We start from the raw sequence: 21,717 nt of genomic DNA on the forward strand, positions 1-21,717 counted from the left end.
AATACATAGAAAGGTGATTTTATGAAAAGTGTAAGAACAGTCTGCGGAAAAATTTCCGGTGATAGTATGGGATACACATTAGCACACGAACACTTGATAGTTTCACCGGAGCTTTCTGATAAAAAATATGATGACTACAGACTTCTGGATATAAATTTAATGTGTATGGAAGTGGAAAAATTCAAACAAAAATCAGGGAAAACCATAGTGGAGATGACCCCGTTGAATTACGGGAGAGATCCATTGAAATACAGAGAAATAGCCATACGGGAAAATATAAATATAATCTGCTGTACAGGCTTTCATAAAGAGGAATTTTTACCGGAGCTGGCTTTTAAGCTGACTGAAACTGACCTTATAAATATGCTTTTGGAGGAAATAAACAATGGGATGGACGGTACTGATATCTGTCCCGGAGTTATAAAATGCGGAACCAGTTATAATAATATTACAGAAACAGAAGTAAAGATAATAAAAGCAGCGGCTAAGGTACATATACTAACGGGAATTCCGGTAAGTACACATTGTGATAAAGGAACAATGATGCTGGAACAGGGAGAACTTTTAGTAAAAAACGGAGTAAAGCCTGAAAATATACTGCTGGGACATACAGATGTCCAGAAAGATTTAAATATACAGCTGGAAGCTTTGAAAAGAGGATTTAATATTTTAACAGATCATGTAGGGCGTGAACTTGATAATATTGATGAAGACAGGATAAGAAAAATAGAAATAATGATCAGGGAAGGGTTTGGAGGTCAGTTATTTCTTTCAGGTGATATGGGTAAAAAAGACTATGTCACAGCCTATGGAGGCAGGCCGGGACTTGATTATATATTGGGAGTATTTAAGGATAAGTTTGTCAGGGAAATAGGCAGGGAATATTTTGATAAGATCACGATAGACAATCCAAAAAGATTTTTCAGCTTTTGAACTAAATATAAAATTTTATAAACTGCAAGAAATGAGAGGAGCCGAAGATGAAAATATCATCATTTAAGATATATGAAGTGAAGCCCAGATGGATTTTTATAAAAATAATAACTGATGAAGGAATAGAAGGCTGGGGTGAAATGATTTCGGGAACTAAAACCGAAACTGTTACAGCATGTGCCAATGAGATGTGTAAAAAATTATTAGGACGTGATCCTTTTGATATAGAAGCATTATGGCAGGAATTATACAGATCGTTTTTCAGAGGCGGGCCTGTGAATATGACCGTAATTTCAGGAATAGAAACAGCATTATGGGATATAAAAGGAAAGTATTATAATATGCCTGTTTATGAGTTTTTGGGCGGAAAAGTCAGGGATAAACTGAAAGTATACTCATGGATCGGAGGGGACAGACCAAATAATGTAGCCGAGGAGGCGAAGCAGCGTTTTGATCAGGGATTTACAGCAGTGAAAATGAATGCTACAGAGGAGCTTCACTATATAGATTCATATGAAAAAGTAGATCAGGTACTGGAAAGAATGAATTCAATAAAGGAACTGCTTGGTAATAAAATACAGGTAGGTATTGATTTTCACGGAAGAGTTCATAAACCTATGGCAAAAATACTTATCAAGGAGCTGGAGCCTTTCAGACCGATGTTTATAGAAGAGCCGGTGCTTCCCGAGAACTGGGATGCAATAATTGATACAGCTAAAAATTCTCCCATACCAATAGCTACAGGAGAAAGATTAAGTACAAGATGGGAATTCAAAAGATTGTTTAACAACAATTCCGTGGATATAATCCAGCCGGATGTAGCTCTTGCCGGAGGAATACTGGAAACAAGAAAAATAGCTGCAGCAGCGGAAATGTATGATATAGCAGTAGCACCTCATGCACCTTACGGTCCTGTAGCTCTTGCAGCTACATTACAGCTTGATATGTGTACGCCTAACGTTTTTATACAGGAGCAGAGTCTTGGGATTCACTATAATAAAGGGTTTGATCTGATAGATTTTGTAAAGAACAAAGAGATATTCATGTTTAAGGATGGTTATCTGGATGTACCCGAAAAACCGGGGCTGGGAATAGAAATTGATGAAGAGCTTGTAAAGAAAGTGTCAGCAGAAGGACTCGTCTGGACTAATCCAAAATGGAAAAACTATGACGGAACTATAGCTGAATGGTAGTAGTTAAAGGCAGGAGGAAAAATGAATAAGTCAAAAATAACCGGGATTTTGAGAAATGTAAAAAAAGAGGATGTCCTAAAAGTAGGGGAAATACTGATAAAACACAATATCAAGGATTTTGAGGTAACATATAATACAAAGGATTCATTGGAAATAGTAAAAATGCTGAAAAAAGAGTTTCCAGAAGCCAGAATAGGAATGGGCACCATATTAAATGTGGAAGAATTAAAAAAAGCCGAAGAATCCGGGGCAGAATTTATTCTTACACCATCAGTGAATGAAGAGGTACTGAGATATTCCGGAAAAAATAATATTGATCTGATAACGGGAGTTTTTTCACCGAGTGAAGTCGCACTTGCTTTGAGATACGGCTTTAATTATCTGAAATTATTTCCTGCCATTGACCTTCCCGATTCATATATAAATAATCTCATGGGACCGTTTGATAAAGTGGAATTTATGGCTGTGGGCGGTGTAGAGAAAGATAATATAACAGATTTTTTCAAAGCAGGGTTCAAATCTGTGGGAATGGGATCAAGTCTTATAAAAAAATCGTATCTGGAAAGTAAGGATTGGGAAAAGTTGGAAAAGCATGTTAAGGAAATAGCAGAAATAATAGAAACTGTGTGAATTTCTCAGATAAATAAAAAAGGACTGTGCTGAAATAACAGCTGCATAGTCCTTTTTAATATTAAATTTTTATTTCCCGGTGTTATTCGGATACAACTGTAAAACGCTCCTGTAAATGCTTTGGGAGCTCGGCTTCATCAAGCATCGCTATTGCGTAATCTGCATAACTGATAGTGCTTAAACCTTTACTGTTAGTCATAAGTTCCTCGCCGCCTGCTTTATATTTCCCTGTACGTACGCCTTCAGCTGAAAAGTCTGCCGAAGGACTAAGATATGTCCAGTTAACATCTTTTCTTGTTCTAAGAGCATCAAAAGCCTCACCCATATTTGATGCCAGAGGCTTGAACATGTCCGGAAAATCAGGAGTATCCATTAAACGTAATTTATGTTCAGGATCAACGTACAGACTTCCAGCACCTCCTACCACAAGTAAACGAACTGGCTTTTCGGCCAGAATATCCGAAAGATGTGCAAGGGAAGTTTTATGCTGATACAGCTGATCTTCTGCCCAGACAGCAAATGCATCTATAACAGCATCATTTTCTTTTAGATCATCATAAGTAAGATCAAATAAGTCTTTTTCCAAAATTTTTACCTGTGTGTTATTTACTTTGCTGCTGTCACGTACCACTGCTGTTACCTCATGACCTCTCTCTAAAGCCTCCTTTACTATCAGACTTCCTGCTTTTCCATTCGCACCGATTACTGCTATTTTCATAATTTACCCTCCTGAATATTTATTTGATTTTTTATTTATAATAATATATTATAATAGTATGGATGAATTGTAAAGTAAGCACTTTTTTGTGCTATAGTATCTTTTGGGAAACTATTGTGATAAATAAAGACTTTTGGAGGAATGAAAATGAAAAAAGAATTACCTGCCTGCCCTGTTGAAGTAACACTTCAGTTAATAGGGGATAAATGGAAAGTACTGATTTTACGTGATTTAATGGATGGTACAAAGCGTTTTGGAGTATTGAAAAAAGGAATTAACGGTGTATCACAGAAAGTACTTACCGCGAATCTGCGTATGATGGAAACGAGTGGACTGGTTTCAAGGAAGGTATATGCAGAGGTACCGCCAAGGGTAGAGTATACTCTGACGAAGACAGGCTATAGTCTGAAGCCTGTTCTTGATGTGATGACTGTCTGGGGGGAAGAGTATAAAGAGAAAATGGAATAGATTTTTTAAAATAAAATGATCCTGTATAAACTAATTACACAGGATCATTTTATTTATAATTTACCTATATCGCACACACTTATCTGAACGACACATTTTTTACCGCCGTTTTTTTCACACTTTTTTATAGATTTTTCTTCTGCACGTTCTTTCTTTGTGGAATCTCCTTTAGTCCAGTAAATAATGGTATCATAGCCATAGATATTATCAGCTTTTGAATATGCAAGAGACCCGCATTGCTTGTAGCGTATTGTTCCTAAAAATTTACAGTTAGGACTTCCGCAGTTAGATAAAACATCAGTTTTAAGACTGTTTTTTGATCGGTAGGATGCTCCCCAGGCATATTCACCCGTGGAAGGATCAACAGCAATTGCTGCATAGTATTTGTCATCCGCAGTTTCGGTATATCCCCCGCCTGATGCAGGATAACACTGATTGTCACCGGGATTAAAGACTCCGTTGGGACCGCACATACTATCTGCTAAACTCATAACTCCGTTTAATAAAAATAAAGTTACAATAAAAAATAATATTTTTTTCATAGTAATCTCCTTTTAAAATCATTTTTTAAATAAGTTAATTATATAAATTATTTTTTTATTTGTCAATTGATTGTTAAATAAAGAATAATCTGGAATAATTTATAATTACAGAAGGTTCCATATAGTTTTAGAAGTGTATTTTTACAGTTGTTTTTCAGGAATAAAGAATTAAAAACGAAAGCATAAAAAACTAACCCAGAAACACAAATATATGATATAATTACATAACAGGAAAAAAAAGGAGAATATTATGAAACCAATAGTTGCAATAGTCGGGAGACCTAATGTAGGAAAGTCAACACTTTTTAACAAGCTGATAGGAGAAAGATTATCGATAGTAAAGGATGTGCCCGGAGTTACAAGGGACAGATTATATAGAGACGTTGAATGGTCAGGAAAAGAATTTACTCTGGTGGATACCGGAGGTCTGGAGCCTAAAACACAGGATTTTATTATGAGTAAGATAAAAGATCAGGCTCAGGTAGCTATAGATGAGGCAGATGTAGTTGTATTTCTTGTAGACGGGAAATATGGAATAACAGGTCTAGATGAGGAAGTAGCCGCTGTTCTGAGAAAGAAAGACAAGAAAGTAATAGTTGCAGTAAATAAAATAGACAATTATATAAAAAATCAGGATAGAATATATGAGTTTTTTGGTCTTGGATTCGAGGAAGTAATCGGGATTTCCGGAGAGCATAAGGTTAATCTAGGGGATCTTCTGGATGCAATAATAGGCAAGTTTGAGAAAATGAATACTGTTCAGGAAGAGGAAGTACTGAGTATAGCTGTTCTCGGGAGACCAAATGCCGGAAAATCATCACTTGTAAATAAGATACTGAATAAGGAAAGAAGTATAGTCAGTGATATAGCAGGAACAACAAGAGATTCCATTGACTCTGATTTCAGATATAAAAACAGAAAATACAGAATAATAGATACTGCCGGAATCAGAAGAAAATCAAAAATAGATGATTCTATAGAATATTACAGCGTATTGAGAGCGATAAAAGCTATTAACAGAGCTGATGTATGTGTACTTATGCTGGACTCTACAGAGCTTGTAACAGAGCAGGACAAAAGAGTGGCCGGCTTAATACATGATGAAAAAAAACCGCTGATAATAGCCATAAATAAATGGGATCTTATAGAGAAAGATAATTCTACTGTAAAGCAGTTTACAGAGCTGGTAAAAACAGAGCTTCCGTTTTTGAGCTATGCTCCGGTAATAACAATGTCTGCTTTGACAGGTCAGAGGGTTATGCCTATTCTGGATCAGATTAATGACGTATTTGAGGAATATAACAAAAAAATATCAACAGGTGTTCTTAATCAGGTACTTGGTGAGATGATTGCGGTTAATCCCGTACCTACCAGAAAGGGAAGAGCAGTAAAAATAAATTATGTAACACAGATCGGAGTGGCACCGCCAAGGTTTGTATTTTTTGCAAATGATCCCGAGCTTGTACATTTTTCATATAAAAGATATCTGGAAAATAAATTCAGAGAATATTTTGGCTTTGAGGGGTCACCTATCGAATTTATCTTTAATAAGAAGAGTGAAAGGAATTTTTAATGAATATTGAAAAGACAAAAGATAAGCTGGTTACACTTGTCTTGTGTTTGGTATGTTTATTTCTTATAACAAAGGTTCTGCCGTATTTTGTACCGTTTTTAAATGTAATACTCAGTGCTTTGATACCGTTTATTCTTGCTTTTGTTATTACTTATGTTCTTGAGCCGGCAGTGGAGTTTTTGGAGAAAAAACTGAATTTTAAGAGAATGAGTGCTTTTATGATAGTTTATTTTGTAGTGATGTTTGTTTTTATTGCTATGGTTCTGGCTCTTATACCGGAAGTGGTGAATCAGTTTAACAGCATGATAAGCTTTATAATAAACCATCAGGGAGAAATACAGCTGAAGGTCTCAAAATATATAGAGCACTCTCATATAAACATATCAGAGATAGTGTATAAGCTGAAGGAATGGTTTTTCAGATATATATTTAGTCTTCTGAATTCTGGAATTTCGCTTATAAAAGCATTTTTCAGTATAGTTTTTATGACTCCGATCTTTTTATTTTTACTTATGAAGGATTACCGAAGTCTGAAAATGAAGCTGAAGCTTCGGATACTGGAAGCTGACAGAAGAGATATAATAATAATAATGCGTAATATAGACGTGGTTCTGGGAAAATATGTCAAAGGCAAGCTGATAGACTGTTTTTTGGTTGGGACATTAGTGTATATTATTTTTTCAATATTAGGACTAAAGTTTGCCCTTTTATTTTCATTTATAATCGGGGTAACTAATCTGATTCCTTATGTAGGACCTGTGATTGGCGCAATTCCTGCCTGTTTGTTTGCTCTGCTTCAGTCATTTAATATATTTATAGGTGTTCTGATAGCAATAGTATTTATACAGACACTGGAATCAGTATTTCTTGTACCGTATATAACGAGTAAAACCGTGGAAATACATGAGATTACGACCCTTCTTGTTTTGCTTATAGGGGGAAGTCTTTTCGGGATAATCGGTGCCTTGCTGGCAATTCCGGTTTATCTTGTAATAAAAGTAATATATGAATATTATAAAAATAATAAAGGGGTATAAAATGAGAAAATACAGAGAAGTCAGAGAGATATTGATAATTCTGGTATTAGTCCTGCTGGCATTATATTTGTTTTTTCAAAATTACAAATATGTACAGAAACCGGTAAATATAGTAATAGGTGCATTGGTACCTTTTATTTCATCATTTATAATAGTTTATTGTCTTATGCCTTTTATAGACGTACTTTCAAAAAAATTAAGAATTAATAAAAAAATATCTATTGTTATAGTTTTCAGTATTTTTATTTTATTTCTTTTATATATAGTAATTTCGATACTTCCGTTAGTGATAAAGCAGTTTAACGGTCTGATCAGATATTTTGTCAATAATCAGGGACAGATTCAGAAAGAGATAAATGAATTTCTTGACGGAACAAATATTGACCTAAAATCAGTGGTGGGTAAAGTAAGGGAATATTTATTTTCCAATTCTATGAATCTCATAAATTCCAGTATAGCTTTATTTTCGGGATTATTTAGTTTTATGTTTATGACTCCCATTTTTACAGTTATGCTTCTGTTCAGTTATGACAGCATAAAAACAGGGCTTAGAAAAAGTCTTATCAGAAATAAAAAAAGAAATATACTTCCGCTTCTTAAAGATATTGATGACGCTGTAGGAAAATATATTAAGGTAACACTGCTTGACTGTTTTATAATAGGTACTCTTTCAAGCATTGTATTTTATTTTTTAAAGGTTGATTATATGCAGTTATTTTCAATAATAATAGGGGTAGGAAATCTGATACCGTTTATAGGGCCTTTTATAAGCATAGTTCCGGTTTTGATATATGCTGCAACTAAATCTCTGAATTTATTTATAAGTATTCTGGTGATTATTACAGTACTTCAGGGGATCGAAGCAAATATAGTAAAACCATGGCTGACAAGTAAATCTGTGAATATTCATCCTATAACAACTCTTCTTGTTATTTTGATAGGCGGTTCGCTGTTTGGAATAATAGGTGCTTTTATTGCTATACCGGTATATATCATAATAAAATTGATATTTCAGTTTTATAGAAAAAAAATTAAATAAGTAATAAAATAAAATATGAAGTGACGGCTGGAGTCCTTTATAAAAAGGGGAAAATAAAGAAAATAAATTAAAATCTTGACAAATGAGCTAAAAAGATATATAGTTGTAGATACAGGTAAGTGAAGGAAGTGAGAAATATGAGTAAATGTAGAAAAGAATCAAAATTTGATGACTGTCTATATTTCACTATTTCTAGATTATTCAGAATAGCGAATAAGTATGCAGAGGATGCATTCTCAGATCTAGAGATTTGCCCGACACACGGGTACCTGATGATACTTTTAGATGAACAGAGAGAAGGATTATCAGTTAGTGAAATAGCAGATAAGTTAGCAATTGCTCCATCCACAGTAACCAGATTTGTAGATAAACTTACAGAAAAGGGATTAGTGGAAAGAGAAAAAGAAGGAAAAAAGTCGTATACCAAAATTACAAAAAAAGGAATAGCAGAAATGGATTCAGTTTTTCAGGCATGGCAGAGAATTAATGACAAGTTCATAAGAAAAATTAGTAATCTTCCATATTTAAAAGGAATTTCAAAAGATATGGGACAGCTTGCTGACTATTTAGAGGAAGGCGAAAAATTTGAGATAGACTTTACAATTTAACTATGATTCATGTAAAATATTCCAGCTGTTACAGTTTGGGATATTTTTTTATTGATTGATTTTTGACTAGTTGTGTTATTATAAAAAATAATGTAATATATGAATACGGCAATATAAAATCAATCGGGAGGCGGACTTATGAAACTAAAAACGGCATTTATAGGATTTGGAAAAAGTACGACGAGATATCATCTTCCTTATGTTTTGAGACGGGATAATATTGAAGTAACAGCAATATACAGCAGAAAAAGAAAACCTGAACTTGAGGAAAATTATAAGGAATACAATATAGAATTTACTGATAATCTTCAGGATATTTTGAATAATAAGGAAATATTACTGGTTTCTGTGTGTTCTCCGCTTCAGACACATTATGAATTTGCTAAAAGATGTCTTGAAGCAGGAAAAAATGTGCTTGTAGAGAAGCCTTTTACAGAAACAACAGAAGAAGCAAAAGAGCTTTTCGATCTTGCAAAGGAAAAGGGACTGGTTATAATGCCTTATCAGAACAGGAGATTTGATTCTGATTTTTTGCTTTTTAAAGAAGCTCTGAAAAATAAAAATCTGGGAGAAATAGTGGAGATAGAGTCGCATTTTGACAGATTCAGACCTGAGGAAGCAGTAAAGCCCGGGACACCTGTAGATGGAGTATTCTGGGGACTTGGTTCACATGCATTAGATCAGATGATATCAATATTCGGAAAGCCGAAAAAAATATATTATGACATAAGAAGTCTGAGAGATAAAACAAAGCCCGATGATTATTACCATGTAGAGTTATTTTATGACAATATTAAGGTCATAGTAAAATCAAGCCATTTAGTACTGCTGGAATATCCCAAATTTATTATACAGGGAAAAAACGGAAGTTTTATCAAATATGGAATTGATAAACAGGAAGAATATCTGAAAGCCGGGACTATGCCATGGGAAAAAGGATTCGGGGAAGAGCCGGAAGAAAATTACGGACAGTTTGCATATATTGATAATGGAGGAAGAATGAGGAAAGATATTATGCACACTATTTCGGGTGATTATGGAAGAATATATGATAATCTTTATGAGGCTATCATAAATAAGAAAAAAAAGCTCATATCCGACGAGGAAGCACTTATGCTCTTGGAAATATTAACAATAGGAATAAAATGTCCTAATCCGAAAATTATAGACTTTAAATAGGGTAATTTTGTACAGGAGAGATGTTTTATAATTATGGATATTTAAATAATACTATAAAAGGGACTGTATCAAAATAGAATTTTTATAATTTAAATATGAAATAGTGTGATTTACACTATATTTATAAATAAATTCTGAATTAATTTCTACTTTGATACAGTCCCTTTTGGATGTTAGTAAATTTATTAATTAAAATACCGCTTTTAAGGATAATCCGATTCTAAAATCTTCCTGATCATGTTCTCCGGCTGAATATTCACCTGTTAAGAAAATTCCGTATCTTTCTTCTGCTTCAGTTCCTATTTCAGCTCTTGTTTTAAATGTACCGTATTCATCCTGCGGTTTTGCAAGATCGTGATATCCGTCTTCTATAGCTATTAATCTTGCTTTTTCTCTTTTATTTAAGTCAGCCAGCTCATATTCATATGCAATATCCAATACTCCTTTTAATTTCCATGCTGTTTTTGTTCCCAGCGGAATGGAGCTGTCTAATTTTATCCCTGCTTTTGGTTTTACACTCCAAGCATCATTTTTATCTATTTTTAGTCTCTCCAGTCCCTCTTCTTCGAATGTCGGTCTTATTACATACATAATTTCTAATCCGGCATACGGCATAATGTTACTATTTTTATTTATACCAAATTCACGCCCCAGAATATTATTCGATGTTAAGCTGTAAGTCTGGAAGCTTCCGTTAAGCTCCGATCTTTCTGAGGAATCCCAGTCTATATTTCTGTCTATATTATGATTGCTCAACCGTCCTGTAAAGTCATTTTTTACAATCCAGTCACCCGATTTGTATTTGCTGTGTATACCTAACTGGATAGTGTCTACCCATTCCTCACTGTCATTTCCGTCCTGGAATTCAAAGCCGGTATGAACATAGCCAAGTGAATATCCAAAGGTGTGTCTGTATGTTCTTTCGACTTCTCTGAGTGCCAGAGCACCTGCTGTTTCATAATCATAGTCTGTAACACCGCTTGTATTTTCCTTTACAGTTCCTTTTCCTGTGATTACATTTATTTTTACATTTTCTTTTGTGTTATTTTTGGAATTCTGCAATAAATCCAGCGAGCTTGTTAATATATCAGCTATTGTTTTTTCTCTTTGGTTTATGTTGGCGTAAATTTCTCCTGACAGGGCGGAAATATTATTTCTAAAGGCATTCTCATTGGTTATTTGATCAATTTTATCATAGATTTCACCTTTTTCATCCGTACCGCTTGAAGTCAGATAATTTTCCTCCAGTGTTCTGCCAAATTCTTCAAACCACAGCCCCTTTGTAAATAAATTATAATCTTTTCTTTCTGCATAAATATCGTAGCCGCCTTTTGAATTTTTTACCGTAGTTATATCCCATGTCAGCGATCCACTTTTCATAATTACTGCTCCTGTGGGTGTAGCTATTGTCCCGTCTTTTGTTAATATAACATTCTCTATTTTATATGTATTTGCTGTTGTTCCTTTTGTATAAGTGGGCGCTACTGTTATTGAGTCAGTTATGGTAAGAGAATTAGCCTGTAAATAGGGGTCTTTTGAAGTATAAATAATAAAATCATGCGGAACTGTAGTGTCACCCAGCTGTAATGTGGATGGATCAGGAGTTATAATAAGATTTAGACCTTCTAATTTGAAATTATCATTTACAACAACTAATCCGGATGTTTTCAATATAGGGTTTATATATATTGCGGCATCTTCATCTGCTTTGATTTCCTCTGATGTTCCTGTTACTAACGAATCTATGTAAATACTGCCGCTGTTTAAGACAATTGTTCCCGAGGCAGTTAATATTCCTGTACTGTTGGCTCCATATATCTGTATGCTTCCTTTATTATCTACCACAGAGCCGCTTAATGCATGGATTCCTACAGAATTATCACCTCTCATGATAATAGTTCCGTTATTTGTGATTGTAGAGTTTTGTAATGCTATCCCCGTAGAGTCATTTCCGGTTAATTCGATTAATCCGTTATTTATTGCATTTGAATTAATGGTATAAATTCCGAATGCGCCGTTTGAAGCTGATTTTATATTTCCGTTGTTTATTATCACAGGCTGATTGTCAATGTTTGCTTCAGAGCTGTCCGAGTATATTCCAACTCCGTTTTTACCTACATTTATATCAATACCTGCTCCGTTGGTAATTTTTGAATTGATTCCGTATATTCCTATGGAATAGTTGCTTGCTGTTGTATTAACTGAATTATCAGCATTAAGGACTACAAGTGAATCCCCTAAAGTTATGCTCCCTTTATTTGAAACAGTTCCGTTTTCCGAATATATTCCTGTGTTTCCTGTTCCGGAAATTCCTGTTATTGCTCCGTTATTTGTCAGGTCTCCGTTTAGTATGACAAAGCCGTTGCTGGCATTGCTTTTCATAAGGATATCCAGATTGTTTGTTATTCTGCTTGGACCTTCGGCATGAATATATGTGGAGCTGTCACCCAGTTCTACCTTTGCAGCTGTTGAAGCAGTATTAAGGATTCCGCCATTTTTAAAAACGAATCCAAATGAATTATCACCTATTTTTATATCATTAGTAGTGTTGATATCTATTGTTCCGGCTTGTCTGGAATAAACTCCTACTGACTGATTTCCTGTCTCCAGTGTGCTTCCGGCATTGAAAACAGCGGTACCGCCGCCGAAATATATACCGATTGATTCATTTCCTATTTTCAAAATACCGTTTTGATTTACTGTACTTTCCAAGTTATAAATACCTACAGATTTATTTCCTGCAATTATATTATTTGAATTAATGATTCCCGGATTTGAGCTGCTGTAATAAATTCCTGTACTGGAATTTAATATATCTGTAGAATCACCTACTGTAATAGTTCCATAATGATTAATAACTAAAGGATTATCACCTTTTGTATAAATACCTACTGACTGATCTCCTAAAAGCTTTATATTTCCGTAATTATCTACATTTCCGCTTATATTGTCAATATGTATTCCTATGATATCAGATTTTATTCCGTTTAAATCTCCATAATTGATTACAGTATTCCCGTTTTTCAGATATAGTGCATCTGAACCTTTTCCCACAGTTATATTTCCGGTATTTTCTATTTTAGAGCCTGCATCTTTTCCGCTGATTCCGGCAGAATTGTCTCCTACATTCAAGGTTCCGGAATTGTAAACACTTGCACCATTTTTAGCATATATACCTGTAGAATTATTTTGCAGATTGATATTACTTTCATTCACGGCTTCATATCCTGTATAACCTGCTATGAACGAAGCCAGAGACTGTCCGTTCACAGCTATTGCAGTTTGTCCGTCACCGCTTCCGTTAACTGTTACATTTGTTCCGAATCTTATTGTTGAATTTTGTCCTGTAATTCCAGTCACACTGCTGTTTCCCAGCTCTACTGTATTGTGATATGAATTGATAAAGTTAAATTGTGCTGTTTGCAGTACCCCTAAAATGAAAGAGGCTCCCGGGGCAGTATTTACTATACGCAGTTTTTCCCCTAGACTATTTATAGAACCGGCAGAATTAAAATAAAATACTGTATTGTCTGTTCCTGTTATATCTATGTCTATATTGCCGTTTGCTGTCAGATCTTTATCTCCTGTTATGTATAATCCCACTCCTTTGTTCCCGCTGAGATTCAGATTTAGTGAATTTATTTCGGTTTCAGTATTTTCAGTATATATTCCTATTCCTCCGTCGCCGGTATTTATTATCCCGTTTACTGTCAATACAGATCTTTGGGCAAATACTCCCACTCCGTTAATACTGTTTGACATATCAATTATTGAATTGCCGCCGAGAATAATTGCAGAATCTGTTATTGGTATTGCTGTATCTAAATTTCCTGCATATATTCCATAAGCCCTTTCATTTGTAGAATTTAATGTTATTAAGCCGTCATTTTCTATTTCTATTTTTTTATTACCATAAGACGGCGCAGATGTGCTTAATAAATTTGTCCCGTATATACCCACACCGGAAGAGCTTATATCTATAATACCGGTATTTTTTATTTTGGTACCGTTGGCACCTAAAAGTGCAATTGAATCAGAACCTGATATTTCTATTGTTCCGGAATTTATAATTTCTCCAAAATCGGCAGTTATTCCCACTGACTGATTTCCGGACAATATTACTGTGCCGCCGTTATTATTCAGGAGAATATCTGAACGAAGACCGCCGGGAGAATTCTTCTGTACTATTGCATATTGATTATCATCAGTTCCTGTTATTGTTATTCCAGAAGCTAAAGTTATCTTTGAGGAAATAAATTCAGACTTATTGTATGCATCGTATACATTATCCAGATTTACATTTTGGTCTATATTTAATTCTCCTTTATTTATAAGAAAAATATTATATCCCGGTGCTGAAGCAGAATCTACGCTTACCCTTGTTCCGGACAGCATACCAAGTGTTCCCGGAACCAGACTGCTTAAATTGCTTACTCCCCCTGTTGATTCTATTACAAATAATTTTGAGCTTTGATCTGTGAGCTTTATATTCAAAGCTCCGCTTCCTGTAAATATTGTATTCAAAAAAGTCTGAAGCCCCAGATCAGAGCTGTCTCCTTTTTGATAAAAACCTATTCCTCCGGCACCTATTTCTGCCTGTATAATTCCGGAAAGCAGATCAAAGGATCCCGTAGGAGTTGCTCCGGAAAAGGATGTATAAAATAAAATTCCATTGTTACCAGCTTTTAATAATGTGCCGTTGTCTAATTTTATTTTTGAATTTTCAGCATATAAAGCCACTGCTGACCCGGCAGTTCCTCCGGAAGCTTCTATAATTCCGCCGCTTACATTTGTTCCGGAAGGGGAATTTTTACTGTAAATTCCCACATTGTGATTTCCGCTTACAATTATACTTCCTGATGTCATATTGACATTTCCGCTGTTATTATATATTCCTACAGAATTATTCCCGTTTAGTGTTATTTCTCCGCTGTTTTCTGCACTGGCACCGGTCGTTACCACCATTCCCTGAACATTTTCGTAGTAGTTTCCGGAGCTGTCCTGCAAGGATTTGATGGTTCCGCTATTTACGGAAAGGGATGTTCCGTCAGCTCTTAAACCGGATGATTCTGAACCGTTCAGCAGTATTTTTCCTCTGTTTAATGCTTTACTTGATACTGTCTGATTAACAGCGTACATTCCTACAGAGGCTTCCCCTATTTTTATTTCTCCGAGAGTATCGTTTAATATTCTCGAACCCTCAGAAGCATAAAGGCCTACAGACTCGTTTTTCAAATTTATTTTTCCTTTAAATACCAGTTCATAATTCGGGTTCAGGGTGTCACTCCAGCTTCCGCCTGTATACAGTTCTTTTGAAGCAGCGCCTATTATTTTATTTTCTTCAGATGTTATCCGGAAACTGGTATCAAGTAACAAAGAAGCTCTGTCTCCGCTTATTACAGTACCGTTCAAACTATTATTCAAAGATTTTCTTATGATAATTTCATTATTCATAGCGAGGCTTCTGTTTTTTCCGATCATTCCTACAATAAAAGTCCCGCCGTCTGTACTTGTCAGCTCTATATTTCCTGTATTAAATGTATTAATACCGGCAGAGGTGTAGTCTTCGATGTTGTATACTGCCAGATCATTTCCGTTAAGCTCTATGCTTCCCATCTGCAGGAGTGAATTAACAATGCCTTCAAAGTAATATCCCACTGAATCCTGCCCCAGAGATTTTACACCGCCCGATCCTTCTAAAATACTGTCTTTAGCATATATTCCTATACCATGAATCCCTATTGTTATATTTCCTCCGTTATCTAGAAGGGCAGAATTAATTAATGAGATTCCTATATTTTTATTTACAGAAGCCGGGTTACTGTTCCCAACTATAATTTTTGAGTTTGTCCCTAAAGTCAAAAGAGACTTATTCGCAGGAACCGCACCTGAATTATCGAGATAAATACCGTATACCTCGGAATTCAAAGCTGATGAAGCAAGTATTTCCAATTTTCCGTTGTTGTTTATATTTATGGAGTTATCACCATAGCCAAGAACTGCTGCACTTGTAGCTGCTGTTCCGTCAAAGTAATTTCTGGCGTATATGCCTGCGGATTCCTTTCCGGATATATTTATAATACCGTTGTTTGTTACTATTGATCCGTTGGCAGCCAGTATTCCTGCCGAATCATCACCTGTGATGCTTATTATCCCTGTGGAGCTGTTATTTATCAAGCCGTAATCAACAGCTATTCCTGTTGCAGTTTTTTTTGTCAGGCTGATAGTACCGTTATTTGTTATTATTATATCATTTATGTCACCGGCTGACGGGACTGCTTTTTTATAGTTAGTCTGAGCAATGGCTGCCTGTCCGTCCTGCGAATCAGTTATTGTGTAGCCTGCTGCCAGAGTTACTTTTGATCTTGACATCTCTACACCGTCATAAGCATTTCCCAGAAATTTTAATGTGATATTCTTGTCTATTATCAAATCACCAAGATTTACAGAATATTCTTTATAGTCTGTTCCTGGGGCAGTGAGAGTAGTGTGATCTATCCCGTTCACGGTTCCTACAGAAGGGATTCCGGATAAAATAAGAGTATTCACCGGTTTATTCCATCTCAGCAGACTGGAACCATTCTTCATATTTAAAAACATAGTACCTGTACTTGCAGTACTTACCAGATTATTTAATATTCCTGATATTCCTGATAAAGATTCGCCTTCCACATAAAATGCCATTCCTCCGTTATCTATAACGGCAATAGGAGTATTGCTTATATTTAACTGACCAAGGGCTGCTGATCCGCCGGACAGGTAATTATACATAAGCAGACCCTCAGCACCTATGTAAAATGTACCGCCGGATACTTTTATAGTAGAATTATCTGCATACAGTGCCACAGAGCCGTCTTGGACTTCGATTGCCCCGCCGGAGATTTCTGTAACTGCCCTCTGTCCTTTTGAGTATACAGCCACTCCGCCGAGAGATTGTAATGAAACTGTTCCGCCGGACATATTAAAGTTTCCTTCATTAAATATTCCTGTTGATCCTTCGCCCTTGAAATTAATAATTCCGTTTTTTTGATATCCTTCATTCCCGGCTGTTATATATATTCCGGTTACACTATTTGAAAATATCCCCGGTGTTATTTCCTGAGCTGTGATATTTCCGTTGTTTACTGTTCCTGCTTCTGTCAGTGCACTTTTAGAGGCAGAGGAGTATAGACCGGCAGAACCCTCTCCTATTATTATATTTCCGTCATTTTGGGCTAATGAATCAATTCCTTCTGTATACATTCCTGCTGAATTTTTCCCTATACTGATTAGATTTCCAGCTGTTCCGCTGTTCAGAGCCTTGGCACCAGCTTTTGTGTATATTGCCGTCGAGTGTTTTCCTGTCAGTGTAATTATTCCGTTATTTATGATTTCGTATGCCCCGCCGGGATATGAAATCAGTGAATCCTTAGCTTCACCAGCTCCCGCTCCTATTGTATTAACACCATTTGATACCAGACTTGAGAGAGTATCCAGCAGGATAGTTCCGCCGCTGGTTCCAAAAATAGTAGCATTTTCAACATTTCCTATATTTAGAGAAGAATCATAGGTATAATTTATATCTCCGATGCTTCCTACGATAAATTTGTAAGGAGTAGTGAGCATATTTGTGGTGTTGTCAATATTTGCCGGACTAATATTAAATATTGAACCTGTTTCCGGACTGAATAAAGAAGCATTATCACCTGTTATGACAAATTGGGCTGTTTGAGAGCTGGTTTCATTATATTGGCTGTCCCCGGACAGGTATACTCCGACACCGCCGCCGTCGACTCTGATACTCCCTCCGGAAGCATTAATACGGCTCCCGTTTATTGCATAGATTCCTGTAGTATTCCCGGCTTCAATAACTCCTCCGTTTATGTTTATGATGGAATTACTGGTAAAAATGCCTACGCCTGTAGATGAAGAAGACATATTAATATTTGATCCTGTATTTAATGTTACTGTGGAATCTGTTAACAGGTTATCATTATGAACATATATTCCGGCTCCGGAAGAAGAGTTTTCACCGTTATATTTTATAATGCCGTTATTTGTTATATTTATCCGGCCGGTTCCATATGATACCGGAGTGCTGTCAAATTGATTTGTACCGTATATTCCTACTCCTGAACTATTGGCTCCGGCTGTATTCACATTTATAGTTCCGTTATTAGCAGTAATAGAACCGTTTGCTGTAAATATTCCGGTCGACTTGTTTCCTGATATTGTAATTATGCCGTTATTATTTATGGAAGTATAGTCTCCTGCTATTCCTGTAGAGTCATTCCCGCTTAAATATATAGTTCCGTCATTGGTTAATACTACTGCTCCGGTTCCTGAACTTCCTGTGTAGTTTCGCTGGGCTATTCCCAGCTGGCTGTTTTCTGTTCCGGTTATGGTATATCCGTTTGCAATACGAATAGAAGAAGATACGAGACTTATTCTCGGGAAATAATGATTTCCGGCTCCTGACAGAGAAATATTTTTGTCCACTATAATATCAGCTTTATTTATTACGAAATATTTATAAGTAGAGCTGCTTAAGTCATTTATGACAGCATTAGCAATTGAGGGTGTTCCAAGAGTGCCGGTAAGAGAATTCAGACTTAATACTCCTACAGGCTGATCCCATCCCACAAGGGTAGATCCGGACGACATATTTAAAGTTAAATTTCCGGAAGTTATTAATGTCGATATATCTGGTACATTACCTCCTGTTATGTAGAAAGCAGTTCCGCCGTTATTTATATTAACTGTTCCGGTTCCTGAAACGGCTCCTGTTCCGTTTTTATAAAAGAATAATCCTCCGCTGTTTACAGTGACCACAGGTCCCGCCATGCTGATAGTGCTGTTTTCAGCACTTAATGCCGCTGCACCATTGTTCACATTTATAGTGCCTCCTGTTATACTTGTGGTAGAAAGCGGTTTGGAATATATAGCAACACTCCGTGGTGAACTGGCTGTTATGCTTCCGCCGTCCATATTAAATGTACCTACATTATAAACACCGGCTGAGCTGTTTCCGCTGATATTTATTATTCCGGAATTTGTTCCTGCTGAAGTACTGTCAGCTACGACGATTCCCAGAGAAGAAGTACCTGATACTGATATTGTTCCTAATGCTGTATTTATTGTTTTTCCGCCGTTGGTAGAAAATAATCCCACGGAATTATTTCCTGATACATTTACGATTCCGGTACTTCCGTTATTTCCGACAGCTGTGTTGGCAGTACTTCCTCTGCCGTTTGCTATGATTCCTAAATTTCTGTTATCTTTTACATTTATTATATTATTATTTTGAGCTGTGGGGCTTCCGGCATTTCCGGTATTTACCGAGCCGTAATCCACCCTCATTCCTATATTGGATGTTCCGTTTATATTTATAATTCCTGAATTAATAATATTATCCGGTGCGGCGACCTTGAGAATCATCCCTGAATTTCCGTATCCGCCTGAAACATTTATGGTTCCGGAATTTTTAACTGCATTTGTATATGCTCTTATAGATTTAGTTCCGGTAAGATTAATATCTTCTATCACTGCCATTCCGGAAGAACGGGAGCTTTCGGTTCCATTATTACCGGATACATTTATAATTCCTGTATTGCTGAATACCATGTTTGTAGAATTTGCTCTTGAAGATAATTTTAATCCGTAACTTTCTATTCCGCCTATGTTTATTACACCCTGATTTGTTACTTTGATAGGCACATTTTCTGAACCCGGAGCATATATTTGCATTCCTATTGATTTTTCACCTCTAAAATCTATAAGCCCTGTAGGTTCATTTGTAAAAACATAGCTGTTTGATGAATTACTGTCAGCATCTTCATATGTGAGCATAAGTCCTATTTTATATCCGGTAAAGCCGGAAGAATCTCTGGCTACGGTTATTGTCCCGCCGCCGGCAAAGGGCGGGAGATTAAGATTAAGGTTTGAACCGACAGGAAGAATAGTATTCAATGCTGCTGAACCAGCTTCCTCCGCATCTGTTATCGTTTTTCTGTTTATTACCTCTCTTTTTCCCTGATTTTTACTGTAAGCAGCATCAGTCTGCACTTCAAAACCGATTACAAGCGGTCCTACTAAATTCATAGTTCCGTTATTTATAAGACTTGCATTATATACATTATCAAGAGTAGCGATTCTTGAGCCACCTACTAAAAAGCTCTGGGCATTCCATGATCTGCCGTTGTTTATTTCAGTAGTTTTTTGTGCAGCTGTAAGATTATTGACAGAATCAATGGTTAAGTTCGCAGTTAAAGTAGCTGAGCCTCCGGGGTTGCTTGTGACACTTCCATAATCAAAATATACTTTCAGTAAAGTAGAGTTATATGATGCTGTGCTTCCCCATGAGTAACGAATAGCCGGATTTCCGTTTGTTAACGCACCGCCGCCGAGATTTCCGATACTGCCTGCAGATATATTATAGTTGGTTCCGTTGCTTCCGAAAGAAATAGGATTGCCTCCAAAAGGACCGCCGTCAATTCCTTTGCTGTTACAATTTGTTATCATAAAATTGCAAAAGGAACCCAGTTTTATATTAAAAACCGGAGGACTTGCTAAAACCGGAGGGGTAATATTAAATGTAACCGGATTAAATTCATTCGCTGATACAGTTGGTACCTGGGGTGTTGATGGTTTCTTAACTTCCGGAATATCACTGACTTCAGGCGTCTGTATTTGAATTGTATTCGGCATTAATACAACAAATTTATTTAACTGCGGTGTGCCCACAGATATAACTGACGGAGAAGCCAGAACTTCTACATTAACAGTTTCCGGCATTTTCGGAGTGAATAAATTGATAATTACAGGTTCAAAATTTCCAATGTTTATTTCTGGGAAGGCGATGCTTTGTAAAGGGCTAAGATTAATCGAAGCTGGTGTATTTTCATTGACAATTATTGAAGATTTGTAGACTACAGAAGCGTTTTTTAAAGATTTTTGTATACTAGAAATAATTTCCCGTTTTGCTTCGGGAATTTCTAGGGAGTACTCACTCAAATAGCTGACATGGAAATCTTTTTGAGTGGAATTTCCGCCTCTGTGAGTATTTTCATAAAAACCGGTAAAAAATACCTGCCATTCCAAATATTCGGGCTTTACAATATAGTCTGACTGTTTGTACAGATCTTTTAATTCTTTGTTTTTAGCTGTTAAAATTTTTTCAATGATTTCATAATTTTTTTGATAAGTTAAATCTTCTGTCATAACATTATATAGTTTGTTATGATCAGAGATGGAATTTATGGTGCTCTGAGCTGATAATAAGGAACTGACAGCTATTAAAAATAAAAGCTTTTTCTTATTTTTCCACATAATAATCTCTCCAATCAACATAAAATTTTACGTAATTAAATATTTTTTGTAAAAACTAAAAACAATGTAAAACATTTTTATTCTTTACTATAAATAAAAAATAAAAATGTGTTCGTTTAATTAAATGGTAAAAATTTAGAAAAAAAATAAAATGTTGACTTGAAATAAAAAATATTTTTATTTAGTATATTTTTTATAAGTAATAATAGATTAAATAATATATGTGAAGATAAGTTATATTTTCTGATTAAAATAAAACTCGGTTAAATTTTATCATATAAATAAAACAAAATCAACTGATTATATATTTAATTAAATATTGCTGTAAATTATAAAATTATATATAATGCAGAGAAAATATAGTAAAGACAATAAAAAATAATACATAAAATATCTGGATTTAAAATAACCAAAAAGTAAAAAAAGAAATGTAGATTAGTAATATAGACAGGTTAGTATGCTTTTGAATTTTTATTTTGATTAATAAAAA

At 35.5% G+C, this 21,717-nt stretch carries 12 protein-coding genes; 9 read left to right on the plus strand and 3 right to left on the minus strand.

Features of this window, described 5'->3' with window-relative positions:
- Positions 1-21: 21 nt before the first annotated feature.
- The 3 genes from STERM_RS01100 to STERM_RS01110 are packed head-to-tail and all read left to right on the plus strand — an operon-like array spanning position 22 to position 2,756.
- Positions 22-933, plus strand: a complete 912-nt coding sequence (locus tag STERM_RS01100) for a phosphotriesterase family protein (protein ID WP_012859701.1) — start codon at positions 22-24, stop codon at positions 931-933.
- 47 nt (positions 934-980) lie between these two features.
- The gene (gene dgoD, locus STERM_RS01105) at positions 981-2,126 is read left to right on the plus strand and encodes a galactonate dehydratase (protein WP_012859702.1); all 1,146 of its coding nucleotides are present in this window, start codon (positions 981-983) and stop codon (positions 2,124-2,126) included.
- A 21-nt stretch (positions 2,127-2,147) separates the two neighbouring features.
- A complete protein-coding gene (locus tag STERM_RS01110; RefSeq protein ID WP_012859703.1) occupies positions 2,148-2,756 on the plus strand; it encodes a bifunctional 4-hydroxy-2-oxoglutarate aldolase/2-dehydro-3-deoxy-phosphogluconate aldolase in 609 nt (202 codons plus the stop codon).
- Positions 2,757-2,838: 82 nt separating this feature from the next.
- On the opposite strand, the gene STERM_RS01115 is transcribed toward STERM_RS01110, so the two are convergent.
- Positions 2,839-3,474 (minus strand): NAD(P)-dependent oxidoreductase, encoded by a 636-nt coding sequence (locus STERM_RS01115; RefSeq protein ID WP_012859704.1) that lies wholly within the window; start codon positions 3,472-3,474, stop codon positions 2,839-2,841.
- A gap of 147 nt (positions 3,475-3,621) precedes the next feature.
- Here STERM_RS01115 and STERM_RS01120 point away from each other — a divergent pair, with 147 nt between their 5' ends.
- Positions 3,622-3,942, plus strand: a complete 321-nt coding sequence (locus STERM_RS01120) for a winged helix-turn-helix transcriptional regulator (RefSeq protein ID WP_012859705.1) — start codon at positions 3,622-3,624, stop codon at positions 3,940-3,942.
- Positions 3,943-3,995: 53 nt separating this feature from the next.
- Here STERM_RS01120 and STERM_RS01125 read toward each other — a convergent pair whose 3' ends face one another.
- Positions 3,996-4,484 carry a DUF4189 domain-containing protein gene (locus tag STERM_RS01125; protein ID WP_012859706.1) on the minus strand — a complete coding sequence of 163 codons (489 nt, stop codon included), beginning with the start codon at positions 4,482-4,484 and terminating at the stop codon, positions 3,996-3,998.
- Positions 4,485-4,734: 250 nt separating this feature from the next.
- Between STERM_RS01125 and der the strand changes: the two genes are divergently transcribed.
- The 5 genes from der to STERM_RS01150 all read left to right on the plus strand — a co-directional run bounded on the left by der (position 4,735) and on the right by STERM_RS01150 (position 9,920).
- Positions 4,735-6,057: a ribosome biogenesis GTPase Der gene (gene der / locus STERM_RS01130; RefSeq protein WP_012859707.1), complete on the plus strand. Its 1,323-nt coding sequence runs from the start codon at positions 4,735-4,737 to the stop codon at positions 6,055-6,057.
- A complete protein-coding gene (locus STERM_RS01135) occupies positions 6,057-7,094 on the plus strand; it encodes an AI-2E family transporter (RefSeq protein WP_012859708.1) in 1,038 nt (345 codons plus the stop codon). Before der ends, STERM_RS01135 begins: the two co-directional genes overlap by 1 nt.
- Before the next feature lies 1 nt (position 7,095).
- Positions 7,096-8,133 (plus strand): AI-2E family transporter, encoded by a 1,038-nt coding sequence (locus STERM_RS01140; RefSeq protein ID WP_012859709.1) that lies wholly within the window; start codon positions 7,096-7,098, stop codon positions 8,131-8,133.
- A 137-nt stretch (positions 8,134-8,270) separates the two neighbouring features.
- Positions 8,271-8,741, plus strand: a complete 471-nt coding sequence (locus STERM_RS01145; RefSeq protein ID WP_012859710.1) for a MarR family winged helix-turn-helix transcriptional regulator — start codon at positions 8,271-8,273, stop codon at positions 8,739-8,741.
- A gap of 138 nt (positions 8,742-8,879) precedes the next feature.
- Complete coding sequence (locus STERM_RS01150) at positions 8,880-9,920, plus strand: oxidoreductase (RefSeq protein WP_012859711.1); 1,041 nt, start codon at positions 8,880-8,882, stop codon at positions 9,918-9,920.
- Positions 9,921-10,109: 189 nt separating this feature from the next.
- Here STERM_RS01150 and STERM_RS01155 read toward each other — a convergent pair whose 3' ends face one another.
- Positions 10,110-21,227 carry an outer membrane autotransporter barrel domain-containing protein gene (locus tag STERM_RS01155; RefSeq protein WP_012859712.1) on the minus strand — a complete coding sequence of 3,706 codons (11,118 nt, stop codon included), beginning with the start codon at positions 21,225-21,227 and terminating at the stop codon, positions 10,110-10,112.
- Between the last annotated feature and the right edge of the window lie 490 nt (positions 21,228-21,717).

It is taken from the genome of Sebaldella termitidis ATCC 33386, from assembly GCF_000024405.1.
Lineage (GTDB): Bacteria > Fusobacteriota > Fusobacteriia > Fusobacteriales > Leptotrichiaceae > Sebaldella > Sebaldella termitidis.